Origin of the sequence: Methylovorus sp. MM2, assembly GCF_001648895.1 — a bacterium.
GTDB lineage: Bacteria > Pseudomonadota > Gammaproteobacteria > Burkholderiales > Methylophilaceae > MM1.
In genome coordinates this window covers 988499-1003528 of sequence record NZ_LXUF01000001.1, presented here as the reverse complement: position 1 = coordinate 1003528, position 15030 = coordinate 988499, and the positions used below count along the sequence as shown (strand labels likewise).

At 47.9% G+C, this 15030-nt stretch carries 13 protein-coding genes; 7 read left to right on the top strand and 6 right to left on the bottom strand.

Annotation, left to right across the window (positions count from 1 at the left end; translation table 11 throughout):
* Positions 1-13 precede the first annotated feature (13 nt).
* The 3 genes from A7981_RS04765 to A7981_RS12375 all read right to left on the bottom strand — a co-directional run bounded on the left by A7981_RS04765 (position 14) and on the right by A7981_RS12375 (position 4397).
* Positions 14-1282, bottom strand: a complete 1269-nt coding sequence (locus A7981_RS04765) for a surface lipoprotein assembly modifier (RefSeq protein WP_067264734.1) — start codon at positions 1280-1282, stop codon at positions 14-16.
* A 200-nt stretch (positions 1283-1482) separates the two neighbouring features.
* Positions 1483-2088: an outer membrane lipoprotein chaperone LolA gene (gene lolA / locus A7981_RS04760; RefSeq protein ID WP_067264731.1), complete on the bottom strand. Its 606-nt coding sequence runs from the start codon at positions 2086-2088 to the stop codon at positions 1483-1485.
* 2 nt (positions 2089-2090) lie between these two features.
* Positions 2091-4397 carry a DNA translocase FtsK gene (locus A7981_RS12375; protein WP_067264728.1) on the bottom strand — a complete coding sequence of 769 codons (2307 nt, stop codon included), beginning with the start codon at positions 4395-4397 and terminating at the stop codon, positions 2091-2093.
* Between the two features lie 130 nt (positions 4398-4527).
* On the opposite strand from A7981_RS12375, the gene A7981_RS04750 reads away from it, so the two are divergent.
* The 7 genes from A7981_RS04750 (at position 4528) to A7981_RS04720 (ending at position 13400) form a co-directional block, all read left to right on the top strand.
* Positions 4528-5487, top strand: coding sequence for a hydrogen peroxide-inducible genes activator (locus tag A7981_RS04750; RefSeq protein ID WP_067264726.1), 960 nt, complete (start codon positions 4528-4530; stop codon positions 5485-5487).
* A gap of 125 nt (positions 5488-5612) precedes the next feature.
* The gene (locus A7981_RS04745) at positions 5613-6080 is read left to right on the top strand and encodes a Dps family protein (protein ID WP_067264723.1); all 468 of its coding nucleotides are present in this window, start codon (positions 5613-5615) and stop codon (positions 6078-6080) included.
* A gap of 97 nt (positions 6081-6177) precedes the next feature.
* Positions 6178-7128: a thioredoxin-disulfide reductase gene (gene trxB, locus A7981_RS04740; protein WP_067264721.1), complete on the top strand. Its 951-nt coding sequence runs from the start codon at positions 6178-6180 to the stop codon at positions 7126-7128.
* A gap of 92 nt (positions 7129-7220) precedes the next feature.
* Positions 7221-7760: a Smr/MutS family protein gene (locus tag A7981_RS04735; protein ID WP_067266556.1), complete on the top strand. Its 540-nt coding sequence runs from the start codon at positions 7221-7223 to the stop codon at positions 7758-7760.
* A 149-nt stretch (positions 7761-7909) separates the two neighbouring features.
* A complete protein-coding gene (locus A7981_RS04730; protein WP_067264717.1) occupies positions 7910-9193 on the top strand; it encodes a TolC family protein in 1284 nt (427 codons plus the stop codon).
* Positions 9190-10311: an efflux RND transporter periplasmic adaptor subunit gene (locus A7981_RS04725; protein WP_067264713.1), complete on the top strand. Its 1122-nt coding sequence runs from the start codon at positions 9190-9192 to the stop codon at positions 10309-10311. Before A7981_RS04730 ends, A7981_RS04725 begins: the two co-directional genes overlap by 4 nt.
* Positions 10311-13400: an efflux RND transporter permease subunit gene (locus A7981_RS04720; protein WP_067264711.1), complete on the top strand. Its 3090-nt coding sequence runs from the start codon at positions 10311-10313 to the stop codon at positions 13398-13400. Before A7981_RS04725 ends, A7981_RS04720 begins: the two co-directional genes overlap by 1 nt.
* Positions 13401-13467: 67 nt before the next feature.
* On the opposite strand, the gene A7981_RS04715 is transcribed toward A7981_RS04720, so the two are convergent.
* From A7981_RS04715 to ispD, 3 genes are read right to left on the bottom strand one after another with little or no spacing between them, the layout of a single operon-like run.
* Entirely contained in the window at positions 13468-13764 is a 297-nt protein-coding gene (locus A7981_RS04715) for a hypothetical protein (RefSeq protein ID WP_067264707.1), read from the bottom strand.
* Positions 13765-13819: 55 nt separating this feature from the next.
* Positions 13820-14302 carry a 2-C-methyl-D-erythritol 2,4-cyclodiphosphate synthase gene (gene ispF / locus A7981_RS04710; protein ID WP_067264705.1) on the bottom strand — a complete coding sequence of 161 codons (483 nt, stop codon included), beginning with the start codon at positions 14300-14302 and terminating at the stop codon, positions 13820-13822.
* Positions 14303-14340: 38 nt separating this feature from the next.
* Positions 14341-15021 carry a 2-C-methyl-D-erythritol 4-phosphate cytidylyltransferase gene (ispD, locus tag A7981_RS04705; protein WP_067264703.1) on the bottom strand — a complete coding sequence of 227 codons (681 nt, stop codon included), beginning with the start codon at positions 15019-15021 and terminating at the stop codon, positions 14341-14343.
* Between the last annotated feature and the right edge of the window lie 9 nt (positions 15022-15030).

Sequence of the window (15030 nt, the reverse complement as noted above, 5' to 3'; positions counted from 1 at the left end):
GGTTCCTCAATTGTTACCAATTAAAATCGTGTCTGAAGCTTACAGACAGCAACGTTCGGTCAAAATCGTTTACTACAATATTCGAATCATTCTTCAAGTAACTGATTTGCGGTTTAATTGTCCAAATCTTACCCAAATAACGCAAACCCACAGATGCATCGTATTGCTTATCTTCTCTGGCTTTCGAGAAAAATGGCTCATCCCCCTTATAGTCACGATACTCATAACTTGAATTAGCAAATGTAACCCAATGTGGGGTAAGGGTTACCTGCCCACCAGCACGCGCGCCATATATATTGTTATCAAACTGATCAAAACTCGAATCTTCCGGTTTTTCTTTACCCAGATAACCACTCAGAAAAAGCACAGGTGTTTTGTCTCCCGAGAATACATGCGCCCAACCGCCTCCGGCGACATATCTTTTAGCATCGCGAATATCGTTGTCCGGATATTTGATTTTAGTAAACTGCGCAAAAGCATTAACTTGGTCAGTAGCGCTTAAATCACGTTGCCATTGCCCAGTAACTCCATAAGCATGACGGTAACGGACACTATCTACATAAAAGTTACTATCCTGTAACGCAACAGTATATGTATCAATCGCTTGCTTAATTCGTAGACCAGCATTTGCATCATAAGACTTTGTGTCAAAAAGCTCTTCATGCAAGTTCACACGCATCATACCGTTCACCCCAGCAAAGAAATCGATATCTTTGGCAATAGGCGTTCTAAAAGATGCTCCAGCATTTGCACTCATGAAATTATCTGAAATTTCACGCGCATTTTTATCAAGAATAACGGTACCGCCCAATAATGGAAATCCATTTACACCAGTAGCGCTATTGATATTCGTATCATATCCATACGTAGCTTCGATATACGCGTTATAAGTGGTGATTAAACCCAATGATTTATCAATGGCGGTCATGTAGTCATTAATAGCCTTTGAAAGTGCCGGAGATGGCTTCTGCTCAAGCGTATATTTGAACTCGGTTTTTGCAGTATCTTTCTCGCCAAGCTGAAAATAAGCGCGGGCAATAAAAGCCCTTGCATCGGTATTATTAGGTTGGATAGCAAGCACACGCTCCAAGGCAAATACAGCACGCGTGGCTTTACCATTTTGAAGCGCTGCTACGCCGAATAGATAATCAAAACTAGGATCACCAGCGCGGTCAGCCTCTAGCGGCTCAAGCAAATCATAAGCTGCACTGTATTTGTTAGCTTTGATTAAGGCTGCTGCTTTTTCTAGTGATTCATCTGCTGCATGTGCCAGCATTGGCATTAGGGACAAAAGAACTATTGCCCCTATTTTACGAATATGCGTTTTAAGCATTTAAACCGTCCCTGATTTAATTGGCATTTTTATGTAACTATACATAAACATTATGTTTTTTGTTTACAGTAACAAGAAATTGATTGTTTATCAATCGTAAAATTAAGTAATCCTGTTGCAGGGATGCAACATAAAATCCAAGCAATTAGCTACTCGCCTACGACATCGGCGCCAGCAGGCACGGTGAAGCGGAAGGCTTGGGCATTTGGTTTTTGATTACGTTCAAGCTTGGTAAATTCGATCACTGTAATGTGACCAAAACTGTCATGCAGCTCCATCTGTTGCAATGCGTCTTCTTTGAACCCCAGATATACGCGCTCAAAACCACTATCCGCATCTTTAGGTGTGGCTTGCACCCAATCGAGATCGTCCTGACGACCTTCATCTTTAATCGTAAAGCTTTTTTCCATATCTTTGCTGCCAGCAAGCAAAGATGCTGGGCTGGAACCTAAGGTTTTACTTAGGGGACGAACAGTTACCTGATTAAGGTCAGGGTCATATAACCATACCTTTTCGCCATCGCCGACAATCTGTTGCACATAGGGTTTGTTGTAGTCCCAACGAAACTTACCCGGACGTTGCAATTGCATGGTGCCAGTGACTTCTTGCACCTTGCGGCCCTGGCTATCCACCACGGTCTGATTAAAATTAGCACGCATGGAAGTCGTATTCTGGTAAAAGGCTTTTAGCCTATCCATACCACCAGCAAAGGCTAATGTGGGGATTGCTAGGATGATGATGAATAGCTGTTTCATGATTACTCTTGGTTATTAGGGGCGAGCACTTCGCGATTACCGTTACTCTGCATGGCAGATACAAGGCCTGCCCGCTCCATTTCTTCTATTAATCGAGCAGCGCGGTTATAGCCTATGCGTAGATTGCGCTGAACCGCAGAGATGGAGGCACGGCGACTTTTGAGGACGATAGCAACGGCTTCATCGTAAAGAGGATCAGCTTCGCTACCTGAACCTGATTCGCCAGATAATCCGCCCTCAGCATTTTCATCAACACCGCCTGTGAGAATGCCTTCAATGTAATTTGGCTCACCTAGTGACTTGATGTGCTCGACGACGCGATGCACTTCTTGATCAGAAACGAACGCCCCATGGATACGCTGCGGATAGCTGGTGCCAGGGGGTTGATAGAGCATATCTCCCTGCCCCAACAAGGCTTCGGCACCCATTTGATCGAGAATAGTTCGGGAATCTATCTTACTGGAAACCTGGAAGGCGACGCGGGTTGGAATATTCGCTTTAATAAGTCCGGTAATCACATCGACCGATGGACGCTGCGTAGCAACAACCAAGTGAATGCCGCAGGCACGTGCTTTTTGCGCAAGCCTAGCGATAGGCTCTTCGACTTTTTTGCCAACAACCATCATCAAATCGGCAAGCTCATCAATCACGACTACAATCAATGGCAGCTCTTCTAATGGCTCAGGACTCTCTGGCGTAAGCGTGAATGGATGAGGAATGGAGGTGCCCTCTTTTTCAGCATCGCGTATCTTTTGGTTATAACCCGCAAGGTTACGCACACCAAGCACCGACATCAGCTTATAACGGCGCTCCATCTCGGCAACTGACCAGTTAAGTGCATTACCTGCCTGACGCATATCAGTAATGACTGGTGCGAGCAAATGCGGGATGCCTTCATAAACAGATAACTCCAGCATCTTAGGGTCGATCAGGATCAATCGCACTTTGCTGGGTTCTGCTTTATACAAAAGACTCAGGATCATGGCATTGATGGCAACGGATTTGCCTGAACCTGTCGTACCGGCAACCAGCACGTGTGGCATTTTTGCCAAATCAGCGACCACAGGTTTGCCCGCGATATCCTTACCCATCGCGATAGCTAACGGAGAGGTGACATCGGCATAGACTTGCGAGCCTAATATCTCAGATAAGAAAACGATCTGCCGTTTAGGATTGGGTATCTCCAACCCCATATAGGCTTTGCCGGGAATGGTTTCGACCACGCGAATACTCACTACTGATAGCGCACGTGCCAAGTCTTTCGAGAGGTTAGCTACCTGACTACCTTTTACACCAGCTGCTGGCTCAAGCTCATAGCGTGTAATCACAGGACCCGGTAATGCGGTGATGACTTTCACTTCGATACCGAAATCCATGAGCTTTCGCTCAATCAGGCGGGAAGTGAAATCGAGTGTTTCAGCAGATTGCACTTCGACCGCGCCTGTTGGTTCATCCAATAAGTGTAATGGCGGCAATGGAGAATCAGGCATGGTCTCGAATAGAGGGCTTTGGCGCTCTTTTTCAACTCGATCACTTTTTGCAATCTCAAGTACTGGCACTTCTATCTGTACGGGCGGCCTGTCTTCAGTGCGTTTGCGTTCGCTATCTACGAACTCTTCACGCAACTGCTCGGCGACACGGCCTAATTTTCTATCTTGGCGATCTTGCAGTTTATTCTGGATAAAGAAATAACTACTCTCAAGTGCACCACCTAGCTTTTCTGTCATGACGATCCATGACCAGCCCGTAAATAGGCTAAAACCCGTTGCCATCAGTAACAGCAGGATCATCGTTGATCCGGTAAAACCAAGCATGGATTGCAGGAGTCCATCAAGCACGGAACCTAACATACCGCCAGACGCGGAAGGCAACTCAGCAGGCAGGTGAACAAGATGGCCGAACTCTAGTGCGCATGAAGCAGCCAGCAACATGAAGAAGCCGACAATATTAAAAAGAAGCAATGGGCGCTCACTCGCAGCCACGACTTCCAAGCGCAAATACACGAGCCAGATGGCGTAAAAAGCAAATACAGCCCACCACCATGCAGAAAATCCAAACAGGAATAACAGGATATCGGATAGCCACGCACCGACTGTTCCGCCAGCGTTATGTACCACATCACTATTGCTTGCGCTATGCGACCATGATGGATCTTGCGGCTGGTAGGTGGCGAGGATAACCGTGAGGTAGATGCCGACAACAACTAATGCCAGCCACCACGCTTCTTTGATAAGCCCTGTACCTTCAGATGGCGGTGGCGCAACTTCGCGACGACTATTGAGTGGCAGTTTATTTTTCGAGAAAAACAAGATAGTTTGATTGCCCGAGACAAGAATATTGGATTTGATTATATCAACAAGTATAGCAGTATCAATAAGCCTGCGTAGAAGCTATCTATTGCGGGTAAAATGATGTTTTGCATTCTTACACCTTACTTGCATGACCCTAACGGAACTTCGCTATGTGCTAGCCGTATCACGTGAACGCCATTTTGGCCGTGCGGCGGAGGCTTGCTTCGTCAGCCAGCCAACACTGAGCGTGGGTATCAAGAAGCTTGAGGAAGAACTGGGCATCGCCATTTTTGAGCGCAGCTCCAATGAGATCACACTGACCCCAGTAGGCGAGCAAATTGTCGCGCAGGCGGCACGCATTATCGAGCAGGCTGAAGCGATACAGTCTATTGCTCAACGCAGTGGTGACCCACTCGCCCATCCTTTACGCATAGGCGCAATCTATACGATAGGGCCGTATCTCTTGCCCAAGATGCTGCCATTCATTCGCAAAAAAGCGCCTGCGATGCAATTGATCATTCAGGAAAGTTATACCTCTGACCTGCGTGAACAACTAAAGCGCGGGAAACTGGATGTAATTATTATCTCGTTACCATTCTCAGAGCCGGGGATTGAAACTACAACGCTTTACGATGAGCCTTTCCAGCTTGCATTACCATCACAACATGCGTGGAGTGATAAATCTGCGATAGACCCAGCAACATTAGGTGACGAGACTGTACTGTTATTAGGCACAGGGCATTGCTTCCGCGACCAAGTATTGAAGATGTGTCCACAACTGGGTAACACCCAGACAGCCAGCGGTGTACAACAAACACTTGAAGGCAGCTCATTGGAAACGATACGTTACATGGTGGCCTCGGGCGTTGGTATGACAGTGCTGCCATCTACCGCTTGTATTCCTACACGGGAAGAAAACCGGATGCTGACATTCAAACCTTTTACTCAGCCCGCACCGAGTCGACGCGTTGCTCTAGCATGGCGTAAATCATTCCCCCGACCAGAGGCGATAGAGCTTGTAAGGCAAGCTATCATGAGTATCAAATTGAGTGGCATATTGCCTTTGGATTCGTCTTTATCGCAAAATCAAGCACCTAAAGAACTATAGGTAAAACTAATTGGTTTAATTTATACAATCAATTTGCACTATTGCTTACGCGAACCTATGATTACTCAAAATCTTAGAATCAAAATAACCTGAAAAACCAACGAAGCGCATTCAAGGAGAATAAAATGGTAGATATTGGTATTAATGAAAAAGACCGCAAGAAAATCGCTGAAGGCTTATCCCGCCTGCTGGCAGACACATATACCCTGTACCTGAAGACACATTATTTCCATTGGAACGTCACAGGCCCGATGTTCAATACATTGCATTTGATGTTTGAGGCGCAATATACAGAACTGGCTTTGGCGGTCGACTTGGTTGCAGAGCGTATCCGTTCACTGGATTTCTACGCGCCGGGCACTTATCGCGACTTTATCAAACTGGCATCGATTCAGGAAAGTGAAAGCGTGCCAAAAGCGCAAGATATGATCCGCGAACTGGTTGCTGGCCACGAAGCTGTGGTTCGCACAGCGCGCTCGGTGTTTCCGGTAGTAGATAAAGCAGCAGATGAGGCAAGTGCCGATCTATTGACCCAGCGTTTGCAGTTACATGAAAAAACTGCATGGATGTTGCGCAGCTTGCTAGAGAAATAAATCTGCTAGGCAATAAACTAGAGAAACAAGTTATTGAATAGCGTTAAGCAAAGCAACACTGAATTAAATTTAGATTTGAAATTTTAGGAGTTTTATCATGGCAACCAAACATGCGCGCCTATTGATTTTGGGGTCTGGCCCTGCCGGTTACTCGGCCGCAGTATATGCTGCGCGCGCCAACCTGAAACCTGTGTTGATCACGGGGATTGCCCAAGGTGGTCAACTCATGACAACCAGCGAGGTTGATAACTGGCCTGCGGATAATGAAGGCGTACAAGGTCCTGAGCTAATGGCACGTTTTCAAAAACATGCTGAGCGCTTCAATACCGAAATGATCTTTGATCATATCCATACAGCCAAACTGGAAGAAAAACCGATCCGTCTGATTGGCGACTCTGGTGAATATACGGCTGATGCCTTGATCATCGCGACTGGCGCTTCAGCACAGTATTTGGGTTTACCATCTGAAGAAGCTTTTTCAGGTAAAGGGGTTTCAGCTTGTGCGACATGTGATGGCTTCTTTTACCGCAACCAGCCTGTAGCTGTCATCGGCGGCGGCAACACAGCCGTTGAAGAAGCGCTTTATCTTGCAAACATCGCAAGTAAAGTAACCTTGGTGCACCGTCGCGACAAGTTTAAAGCTGAAGCGATTCTGGTCGACAAGCTGATGGAACGCGTGAAAGAAGGCAAGATCGAACTGGAAGTGTTCTCGACACTTGAAGAAGTGCTGGGCGATAACAGTGGCGTGACCGGTATGCGGATCAAGCACACACAAACAGGCGCTACTAAGGATATCGCCTTGCAAGGTGTCTTTATTGCAATCGGACATAAACCGAACACGGATATCTTTGCCGGGCAACTTGAGATGGAAGGCGGTTATCTTGTGACGCAAGCAGGCCGTAAAGGCAATGCAACCGCCACGAGCATTCCCGGTGTATTTGCTGCTGGCGATGTGCAAGACCATATCTATCGCCAAGCGGTCACCAGTGCAGGTAGTGGTTGTATGGCAGCACTTGATGCTGAGCGCTATCTGGATGGACTGCAATAACCTATAGATTCATCAAGCAATTGCAGTAGAAGACGCACGGTTGTGGCAATATAGCGCTACTCCCGTGCGTTTTTATTTGTGCGTTGAATATCATGGAACACTCAAACGACAACGATGATGATGACACCCTATTCCGCGAAGCGGTAAAAGGTGCACGCCCATTAAAAGCAACCCGCTTGCACCACAGCCAGCCAAAACCCAAACCAATCCCCCAGCAATTTATACGCGACGAACAGCAGGCACTGGTTGACTCGCTAAGTGATGGCTATATCCCCTCGCATGAACTTGAAAGCGGCGAAGAGTTGCTATATATCCGAGAAGGTCATTCTCCCGACATATTAAGCAAGCTAAGGCGCGGCCACTGGGTAGTGCAAGCAGCGATTGATCTGCATGGCATGATCAGTGACGAGGCACGGTTGTATGTCGCGACGTTTCTCGCAGAATGTAAAAAAAGAGGCATACGCTGTGTGCGTATCGTGCACGGCAAAGGCTTGGGCTCAAAGAATCGTGAGCCTGTACTGAAACATAAATTGCGGCATTGGTTGATGCAAAAAGATGAGGTAATTGCCTATGCGCAAGCAAGAGCGAATGATGGTGGTAGCGGCGCCGTCATCGTACTGCTTAAAGCTTAAAATATATTTTTTGTAAAACTGAATTATTTTGAAAGCGTATATGTCCATGTCATGTACCTCATGAAGTGAATCCTAGCTCGTGAGTTATGCAAGACTATAATTGATAGTTTTTTATATCCATGTCACTCAAATGATTTAAAGGTGGCTTTATGAAGCATCGCATAAAAATAACTAGCGTGCTTGTTGTCTCTTTGTTGTTTCCATTAGCTGGCATGTCTGCCGATTTGGGGGATATTTCACTTGACCGCTTAAGCCTTCAACAGGCTGAACAGCTTTTCACAAGCAACAATCGGGAACTCATCGCAGCGAAACGACTAGTAGAAGGCTCGCAGGCTGATACCTTATCTGCGGCACAAAGACCCAACCCTACACTATCTCTAAGCTCGACCAATTTCAGACTTCGTCAAAGCAATGGCAATGGTGGGCTGGACGACAAGACACTGGACTCTATCATCCGCATCGATCAACTCATTGAGCGTGGCAGTAAACGTCAACTCAGAATGGCTGCGGCAGATAATGCGCTAAAAGCCAGTGAATTCGATCTGACAGATACCGTACGCCAGCAAAAATACGCCTTACGCTCTGCTTACTATGATCTGCTATTGGCGCAGGACAAAGAAGGTATTCAACAAAATAACGTTGATCTTTATCAAAAGAGCTTGGATGCAGCGCAATTACGATTCAAAGCGGGCGACATTGCTGCAACGGATGTATCGCGCATCCGCATCGATGCAATGCGGGCGCAAAATGACGTGCGCCAGGCAAAAGCAGATAAAGAAAAAGCGCAATCTTTACTCGCTTATCTCATCGGTAAGGATAATGACGCTCGAAACCTGAGCGCAACGGACAATTGGCCATCAACCGACGACCAAGATACCGCATTGGTAGAGATCGATAAGGTCGTTGACCAACGCCCGGATGTACGCGCGGCGCAAAGCCGTGTGCAATTGGCAGATGAATCTCGACAACTCGCCGAGTCACTGAATACCCGTGACATTACAGTAGGCGTACAGTATGAACACTACCCGAACGATAGCCGTAACACGGTCGGCGCTGGCGTCAGTTTTCCACTCTTAAGTAATTACCAGTATCAAGGTGAGATCGCGCGCTCACAAGTGGCTTATACCAGCGCATTGGAATCATTAGAGCAAGTCCGCGCAACGGCAACAGGCGAGATCACCCGTGCGCGTGCCGACTTGGAATCATCTATAGACAAAGTCAGGCGTTATGACCAGGAGATGCTCGCAGATGCCAAAAAAAGTGCAGATGCAGCCGAATTTGCCTACAAACATGGCGCGATGGACGTAACTGACCTGCTGGATGCTCGCCGTGTATTGCGCGCAGTCGAACTTGATGCCGCCACTGTACGTGCAGACTATGCAAAATCCCTTGCCGCATGGCAAGCAGCTATTACCCCCGAGGACGCACAATGAATCGCTTTATACACCTGACATTAGGGATAACGTCACTCTTTACTATCGCAACTATGCCTATGGCGATGGCTGCTAGCAAACAACCTGTCAGTCAGGATGAGATCATCCTGCCAGCAGACTCTCCACAACTGGCTAATCTAAAAATAGAATCGGTGATCGAAGTAGCGGCCCCAGCAGCTGAACCACTCAATGGCAAGATCAGCTTCGATGAGAATTACACAGCACGCATCACCTCCCCCGTCATTGGGCGTGCATTACAAATCAACGCACAGATTGGTGATAAGGTAAAAGCAGGTCAAGTGCTGATGGTCTTGGATTCACCAGACTTAGGCAGTGCAGTTGCTGACTCACGCAAAGCTGATGCTGACCTGCAACTGAAGAAACAGGCCTTGGAACGCAGCCGTATGCTGCTTGAAGGCGGCGTAATAGCACAAAAGGAATATGAGAATAGTCAGGCAGAGATGGCTGAAGCAGGTGCTGAAGCCCAACGTGCCCGCGCCAGATTAAAGAATCTTGGCAGTGTGAGCAGTGCGTCTAACAACGAAAGCTTTACGCTACGCGCACCGATCGGCGGCGTGATCGTTGACCGACAGATCAACCCTGGTAGTGAAGTGCGGCCTGATGCACCTTCACCGCTGTTCATCATCACCGACCCTAGCCATTTATGGGCAAGCATAGATTTACCGGAACGTGATCTAAACAAAGTCACTGAAGGCCAAATGCTGAGCATCGAGGTAGATGCCTACCCTAACGAAAGCTTCTCCGGCAAAGTGCAATCTATCGGTGCGATGGTAGAGCCAACGACACGCCGAATACCGGTCCGTTGTATCGTCCTTGAGGGAAAGGGCAAGCTGAAACCCGAAATGTATGCGCGCATTACCCCGCTTAGCAATAACAACAACAAAGTTATTCGCCTGCCTAACAGCGCGCTGATTACAGAAGGGCTATATAGCTACGTATTTGTAGAAGTCTCCCCCGGGCACATCAAGAAGCGGCGTGTTACCTTGAATACACAAGCGCGCGATTTCGCTACAGTAAAAGAAGGTCTCCAAGTCGGTGATCGCTTGGTTACATCTGGCGCGATTCTTCTTAACTCTGAATTATCAGCAGGCAAATAATGTTAGAAAAGATCATTACATTCTCCCTGCAACAGCGGGCATTCGTGCTGCTCGCTACAGCGGCGCTGATCATTGCTGGCTGGTTTGCCGTCAGCGATATGCCTATTGAGGCTTTTCCTGATGTAGAAGACGTGCACGTGGGTATCGTGACGCAAGCAACGGGATTGGCACCTGAAGAGGTCGAGCGGGTGGTCACACTGCCCATCGAACATGAGATGAGCGGTGTACCGCATCTGATGCAGATGCGCTCTGTTTCTATCACGGGTCTTTCAGTCATCACGCTAACGTTCTCAGAACATACAGATGACTACTTCGCACGTCAGCAAGTGCTTGAACGATTACAAGGTGCAGACCTGCCACCGGGTTACCAGCCAACATTAGCGCCACTCTCGACCGCAGTCGGTGAGATATTCCGTTATTTGGTAGAAGCACCTAAAGATATGCCACAGCGTGAGATTCGCGCGCTGCAGGATTGGGCGATCACCCCTGTATTACGTACCGTGCCGGGGGTTGCAGATATCACCAGTTTCGGCGGCGCAGTCAAAGAATATCAAGTAAAAATAGATCCTTATCTGCTCAAAAAATTCGACCTGAGTATCGACCAAGTCAATCAGGCGCTTGCAGGTAATAGCACCAACGTAGGTGGTGGATTGATGCATAGGGGCGATGAATCACTGGTCGTGCGCGGCATCGGGTTATATAAGAGTCTGGATGACATTGCGCAAACCGTCATCACCTCGCGCGGCGGCAAACCTATCCTGATTAGCGATATTGGGGCAGTTGAGATCGGTGATAGACCACGTTCCGGCATCGTCGCCTTTAATGATCAAGATGATGTCATCGAAGGTATCGTCATCATGAGCAAAGGTCAAAACCCTGCCAAAGTGATCGAGGCATTGCAAGATAAAGTCAAAGAAGTGAATGAGAAACTTCCGGCGGGGGTGAAAATCGTGCCCTTTTATGACCGCACCAACCTTATCCACCATACGGTGCATACGGTGACAGAAAACCTGATTGTCGGCGCTTTTCTTGTGGTGACGATATTGATCATCTTCCTACGTAACTGGCGAGCGGCATTGATCGTGGCATCGGTGATTCCACTGTCACTGCTCTTCGCCTTCATCATCATGAATATCCGTGGGGTCTCAGCCAACCTGATATCTCTCGGCGCGGTCGACTTCGGTATCATCATCGATAGTGCGGTGGTGCTGGTAGAGGCGCTCATGGTGCGGCTGGCCTTCGCTAACGCGCAGCAGTCCAACTATGGCTGGCGCATTAATAGCCTAAAGACAACGGCCATTGAAATGGGGCGCCCTATCCTGTTCTCAAAAGCCATTATCATTCTCGCGTTCCTTCCAATCTTTACGTTCCAACGTGTTGAAGGCAAGATTTTCTCCCCGATGGCATTCACACTGAGCTTTGCCTTACTTGGTGCGATCATTCTTACACTGACGCTGGTTCCTGCCCTACTTTCCTATACCATGCGGGGTGAGGGCATGGGTGAAAAACACAGCAAATGGATGCATGCTATCCAGCAAAACTACCTGAAATTCCTGCTGAAGATGGGCAAATTCAGATTGCCTGTCGTGGCTGGCTCTATCGGCCTGCTGGTGATCTCATTATTGCTCGCGCCAAAACTGGGTTCTGAGTTCTTGCCAAAACTGGATGAAGGTAATATCTGGCTCACAATCAGCCTACCGCCATCGACCAGTTTGGAAAAAACCAAAGATGTCGAACGCCATGTACGTAACATTCTTCAAAGCTACCCGGAGGTCAATCTGGTAGTAAGCCATGTCGGTAGGCCGGATGACGGCACTGACCCTAAAGGGCCGAACAACATCGAAATATTGGCTGACCTGAAACCAAAAGACACATGGCACTTTGCCAATAAAGAAGCCCTCATTGAGAGCATCTCTGCCAAGATTCATACGATTCCCGGCATCCCCACTAACTTCTCACAAGTGATTCAAGACAGTGTTGAAGAGGCATTATCCGGCGTGAAAGGCGAAATATCGGTCAAGATATTCGGCCCTGACCTGAGTATTCTGGAAGAAAAAGCAGATCAAGTCGTGGATGTTTTAAATACGGTTAAAGGTGCCACTGATGTTGCGGCGATTCGTATATCGGGTAACTCAGAGCTGGATATCACACTAGATCGTACCAAGCTCGCACGCTACGGCATGACCGTCAGCGATGTGAACACCACCGTGCAAACCGCACTTGCTGGCAATGCTGCCAATACCTTCTATGATGGTGATCGCCGCTTCGATGTGACCTTGCGCCTGGATAGACCATTCCGCGATGATGTGGATGACATCTCCGAATTGCCTGTCGCATTGCCTGATGGTGCCGGCACCATTCCACTCGGCGAAGTCGCTGATATCCAGATCAAGCAAGGAGCATCGCGCGTTAGCCGCGAAGGGGTCTCTCGTATCGTGGCGATCAAGGCAAACCTGATCGACCGCGATCAAGGCAGCTTTGTGCAAGAAGCCATGGCAAAGGTAAAAGAACAGGTCAAGTTACCACCCGGCTATACCGTTACTTGGGGTGGTCAATTCGAGAATCAGCAACGTGCGATGAAACGTCTTGAAGTCATCGTGCCGCTTTCAATCATGCTGATCTTCATCCTGCTGTTCTCGGCTTTCCGCTCTATACGTAATGCCTTACTGGTCTTGTGTATGATCCCATTCACGTTGATTGGCGGTCTGGCAGCACTTGGCCTGGCTGGTTTGCATCTATCGGTATCAGCCGCAGTAGGCTTTATCGCGCTTGCAGGCATCTCTGTGCAAAACGGCGTCATCATGGTCGACCAGATCAAATATCTGATGCGCCAAGGACATGTACTCTCAGATGCAGTGATGGATGGCGCAGTAGCAAGGTTGCGCCCTATCCTGATGACAGCACTAATGGCTGGTCTGGGCTTATTGCCAGCAGCGCTTTCTCATAGCATCGGCTCCGAGACGCAGCGGCCATTCGCTGTTGTGATCGTTGGTGGATTAGTCACAGCAACATTCTTTACTTTACTGTTACTCCCCCTACTCTTCCCGTACTTCTCCGATGAGAATAAGAAGTGGAAAGATAGTCAGTAAAAGCTTTATGCGACAAAAAGCCCGCCTAGGCGGGCTTTTTTATATCGCTAATGAGTGACTCAAATGATCAATCTAAATCTAATTCGTCGTCTTCACTATCATCTATCATACGCTGCACGTCATCAGCGAGCATGAGATCATTATGCACATCGTAATAATCAGCCAAATCAACATCCAATAGCTCAGAAGCGATGAACTCTGAAGCAATCACTTCAAAATTCCGCTGGAATATCTGGAGCAGTTCAGAGAAAGTAGCCTCTCCGTTGCCATCCTCAAGTGCTTTATTCAAGGCACCGTAAACGACTTGATGGAAATTACTATCCTGCTCAAATAATACGGCAATCGCTTTTTCGTTTTTATCCAATTTTTATCCTACCACTTTTTTCTTATTAGAGCATGCGTCATAAAACGCGAAAATATCAGATCCTGTAACACTGGATCAAGCATACAGCTTCAGCGGCGATACCTTCACCTCGGCCTGTAAAACCAAGTTTTTCTGAAGTCGTCGCTTTTACGTTCACCATGTCTCCCAGAATCTGGCAATCGCTGGCGATATTGGCACACATCTGAGCCGTATGTGGCGATAGCTTGGGCGCTTCCGCAATCACCGTCGCATCGATATTGACGATAGAGTAATGCTTGGCCTTGAGCAGAGCCGCCACATGTCGCAATAGCTGGCGTGAGTCTATGCCTTTATAGCGTTCATCTGTATTTGGAAAATGCTTGCCGATATCGCCCAGAGCCGCAGCACCCAACAATGCATCACTGATGGCATGTAGCAAAACATCCGCATCCGAATGCCCATCAAGGCCTTTATCATGCGGCACATCTACGCCGCCTATCATACATTTCCGACCTTCAACCAGCGGATGAACATCGAAACCATGCCCGACTCTTATCATAGATAACCTCTTTTACTTTTCTCGCACGTTAAGGCCGCTCAGTCCGCTTTTAATACAGCTTCAAGCAACGCCATATCTTCTGGATAAGTGATCTTTAAATTACGCAACTCACCTGCCACCAACTTAGGTTTGAACCCTAATGCTTCGATTGCCTGTGCTTCATCGGTAGGGGCGTGAGAAGTAGGATTCTCAAGTGCCTCTTTAAGCAAGGCATAGCGAAACATCTGCGGCGTCTGTGCTTGCCACAAGTGATCTCTTGGTTCTGTATGCGCTACACGCTGATCATTATCTGCTCGTTTCAAAGTGTCTGCCAGCGGTATAGCCAGCAAACCGCCCACGGGGTCATCACTTAACTCACTGATGAGTTTTTCCAGCAACGCAACACTTAATCCTGGCCTTGCCGCATCATGCACCAACACCCAGTCATCGCTTGCCGAAGCTAACATGCGTAATCCATTCAGTACGGTTTCTGCACGGGTGTTACCACCCTGGCGATGTACATGTAGTTTTTGCGTCACGGGGATACTCAATGCGTCCCAGTGATTGTCATCGGCACTGATGACTAGTGAGACTGAATCGATGTGTGGGCATGTGAGAAATACACTCAGCGTTTTTTCAATGAGTGTACCGCTCAAGAATGGCAAATATTGCTTTGGTGTTTCAGACGCCATACGGCTGCCGGAACCAGCCGCGGGAATGATGACATGGAATTTTGACATGGCGGCATT

Bases quoted from the DNA above. Each gene is read 5' to 3' on its own strand.
- A7981_RS04765 (WP_067264734.1), bottom strand. From the start codon at position 1,282: ATGCCAATGCTGGCACATGCAGCAGATGAATCACTAGAAAAAGCAGCA.
- lolA (WP_067264731.1), bottom strand. From the start codon at position 2,088: ATGAAACAGCTATTCATCATCATCCTAGCAATCCCCACATTAGCCTTT.
- A7981_RS04750 (WP_067264726.1), top strand. From the start codon at position 4,528: ATGACCCTAACGGAACTTCGCTATGTGCTAGCCGTATCACGTGAACGC.
- A7981_RS04745 (WP_067264723.1), top strand. From the start codon at position 5,613: ATGGTAGATATTGGTATTAATGAAAAAGACCGCAAGAAAATCGCTGAA.
- trxB (WP_067264721.1), top strand. From the start codon at position 6,178: ATGGCAACCAAACATGCGCGCCTATTGATTTTGGGGTCTGGCCCTGCC.
- A7981_RS04735 (WP_067266556.1), top strand. From the start codon at position 7,221: ATGGAACACTCAAACGACAACGATGATGATGACACCCTATTCCGCGAA.
- A7981_RS04730 (WP_067264717.1), top strand. From the start codon at position 7,910: ATGAAGCATCGCATAAAAATAACTAGCGTGCTTGTTGTCTCTTTGTTG.
- A7981_RS04725 (WP_067264713.1), top strand. From the start codon at position 9,190: ATGAATCGCTTTATACACCTGACATTAGGGATAACGTCACTCTTTACT.
- A7981_RS04720 (WP_067264711.1), top strand. From the start codon at position 10,311: ATGTTAGAAAAGATCATTACATTCTCCCTGCAACAGCGGGCATTCGTG.
- ispF (WP_067264705.1), bottom strand. From the start codon at position 14,302: ATGATAAGAGTCGGGCATGGTTTCGATGTTCATCCGCTGGTTGAAGGT.
- ispD (WP_067264703.1), bottom strand. From the start codon at position 15,021: ATGTCAAAATTCCATGTCATCATTCCCGCGGCTGGTTCCGGCAGCCGT.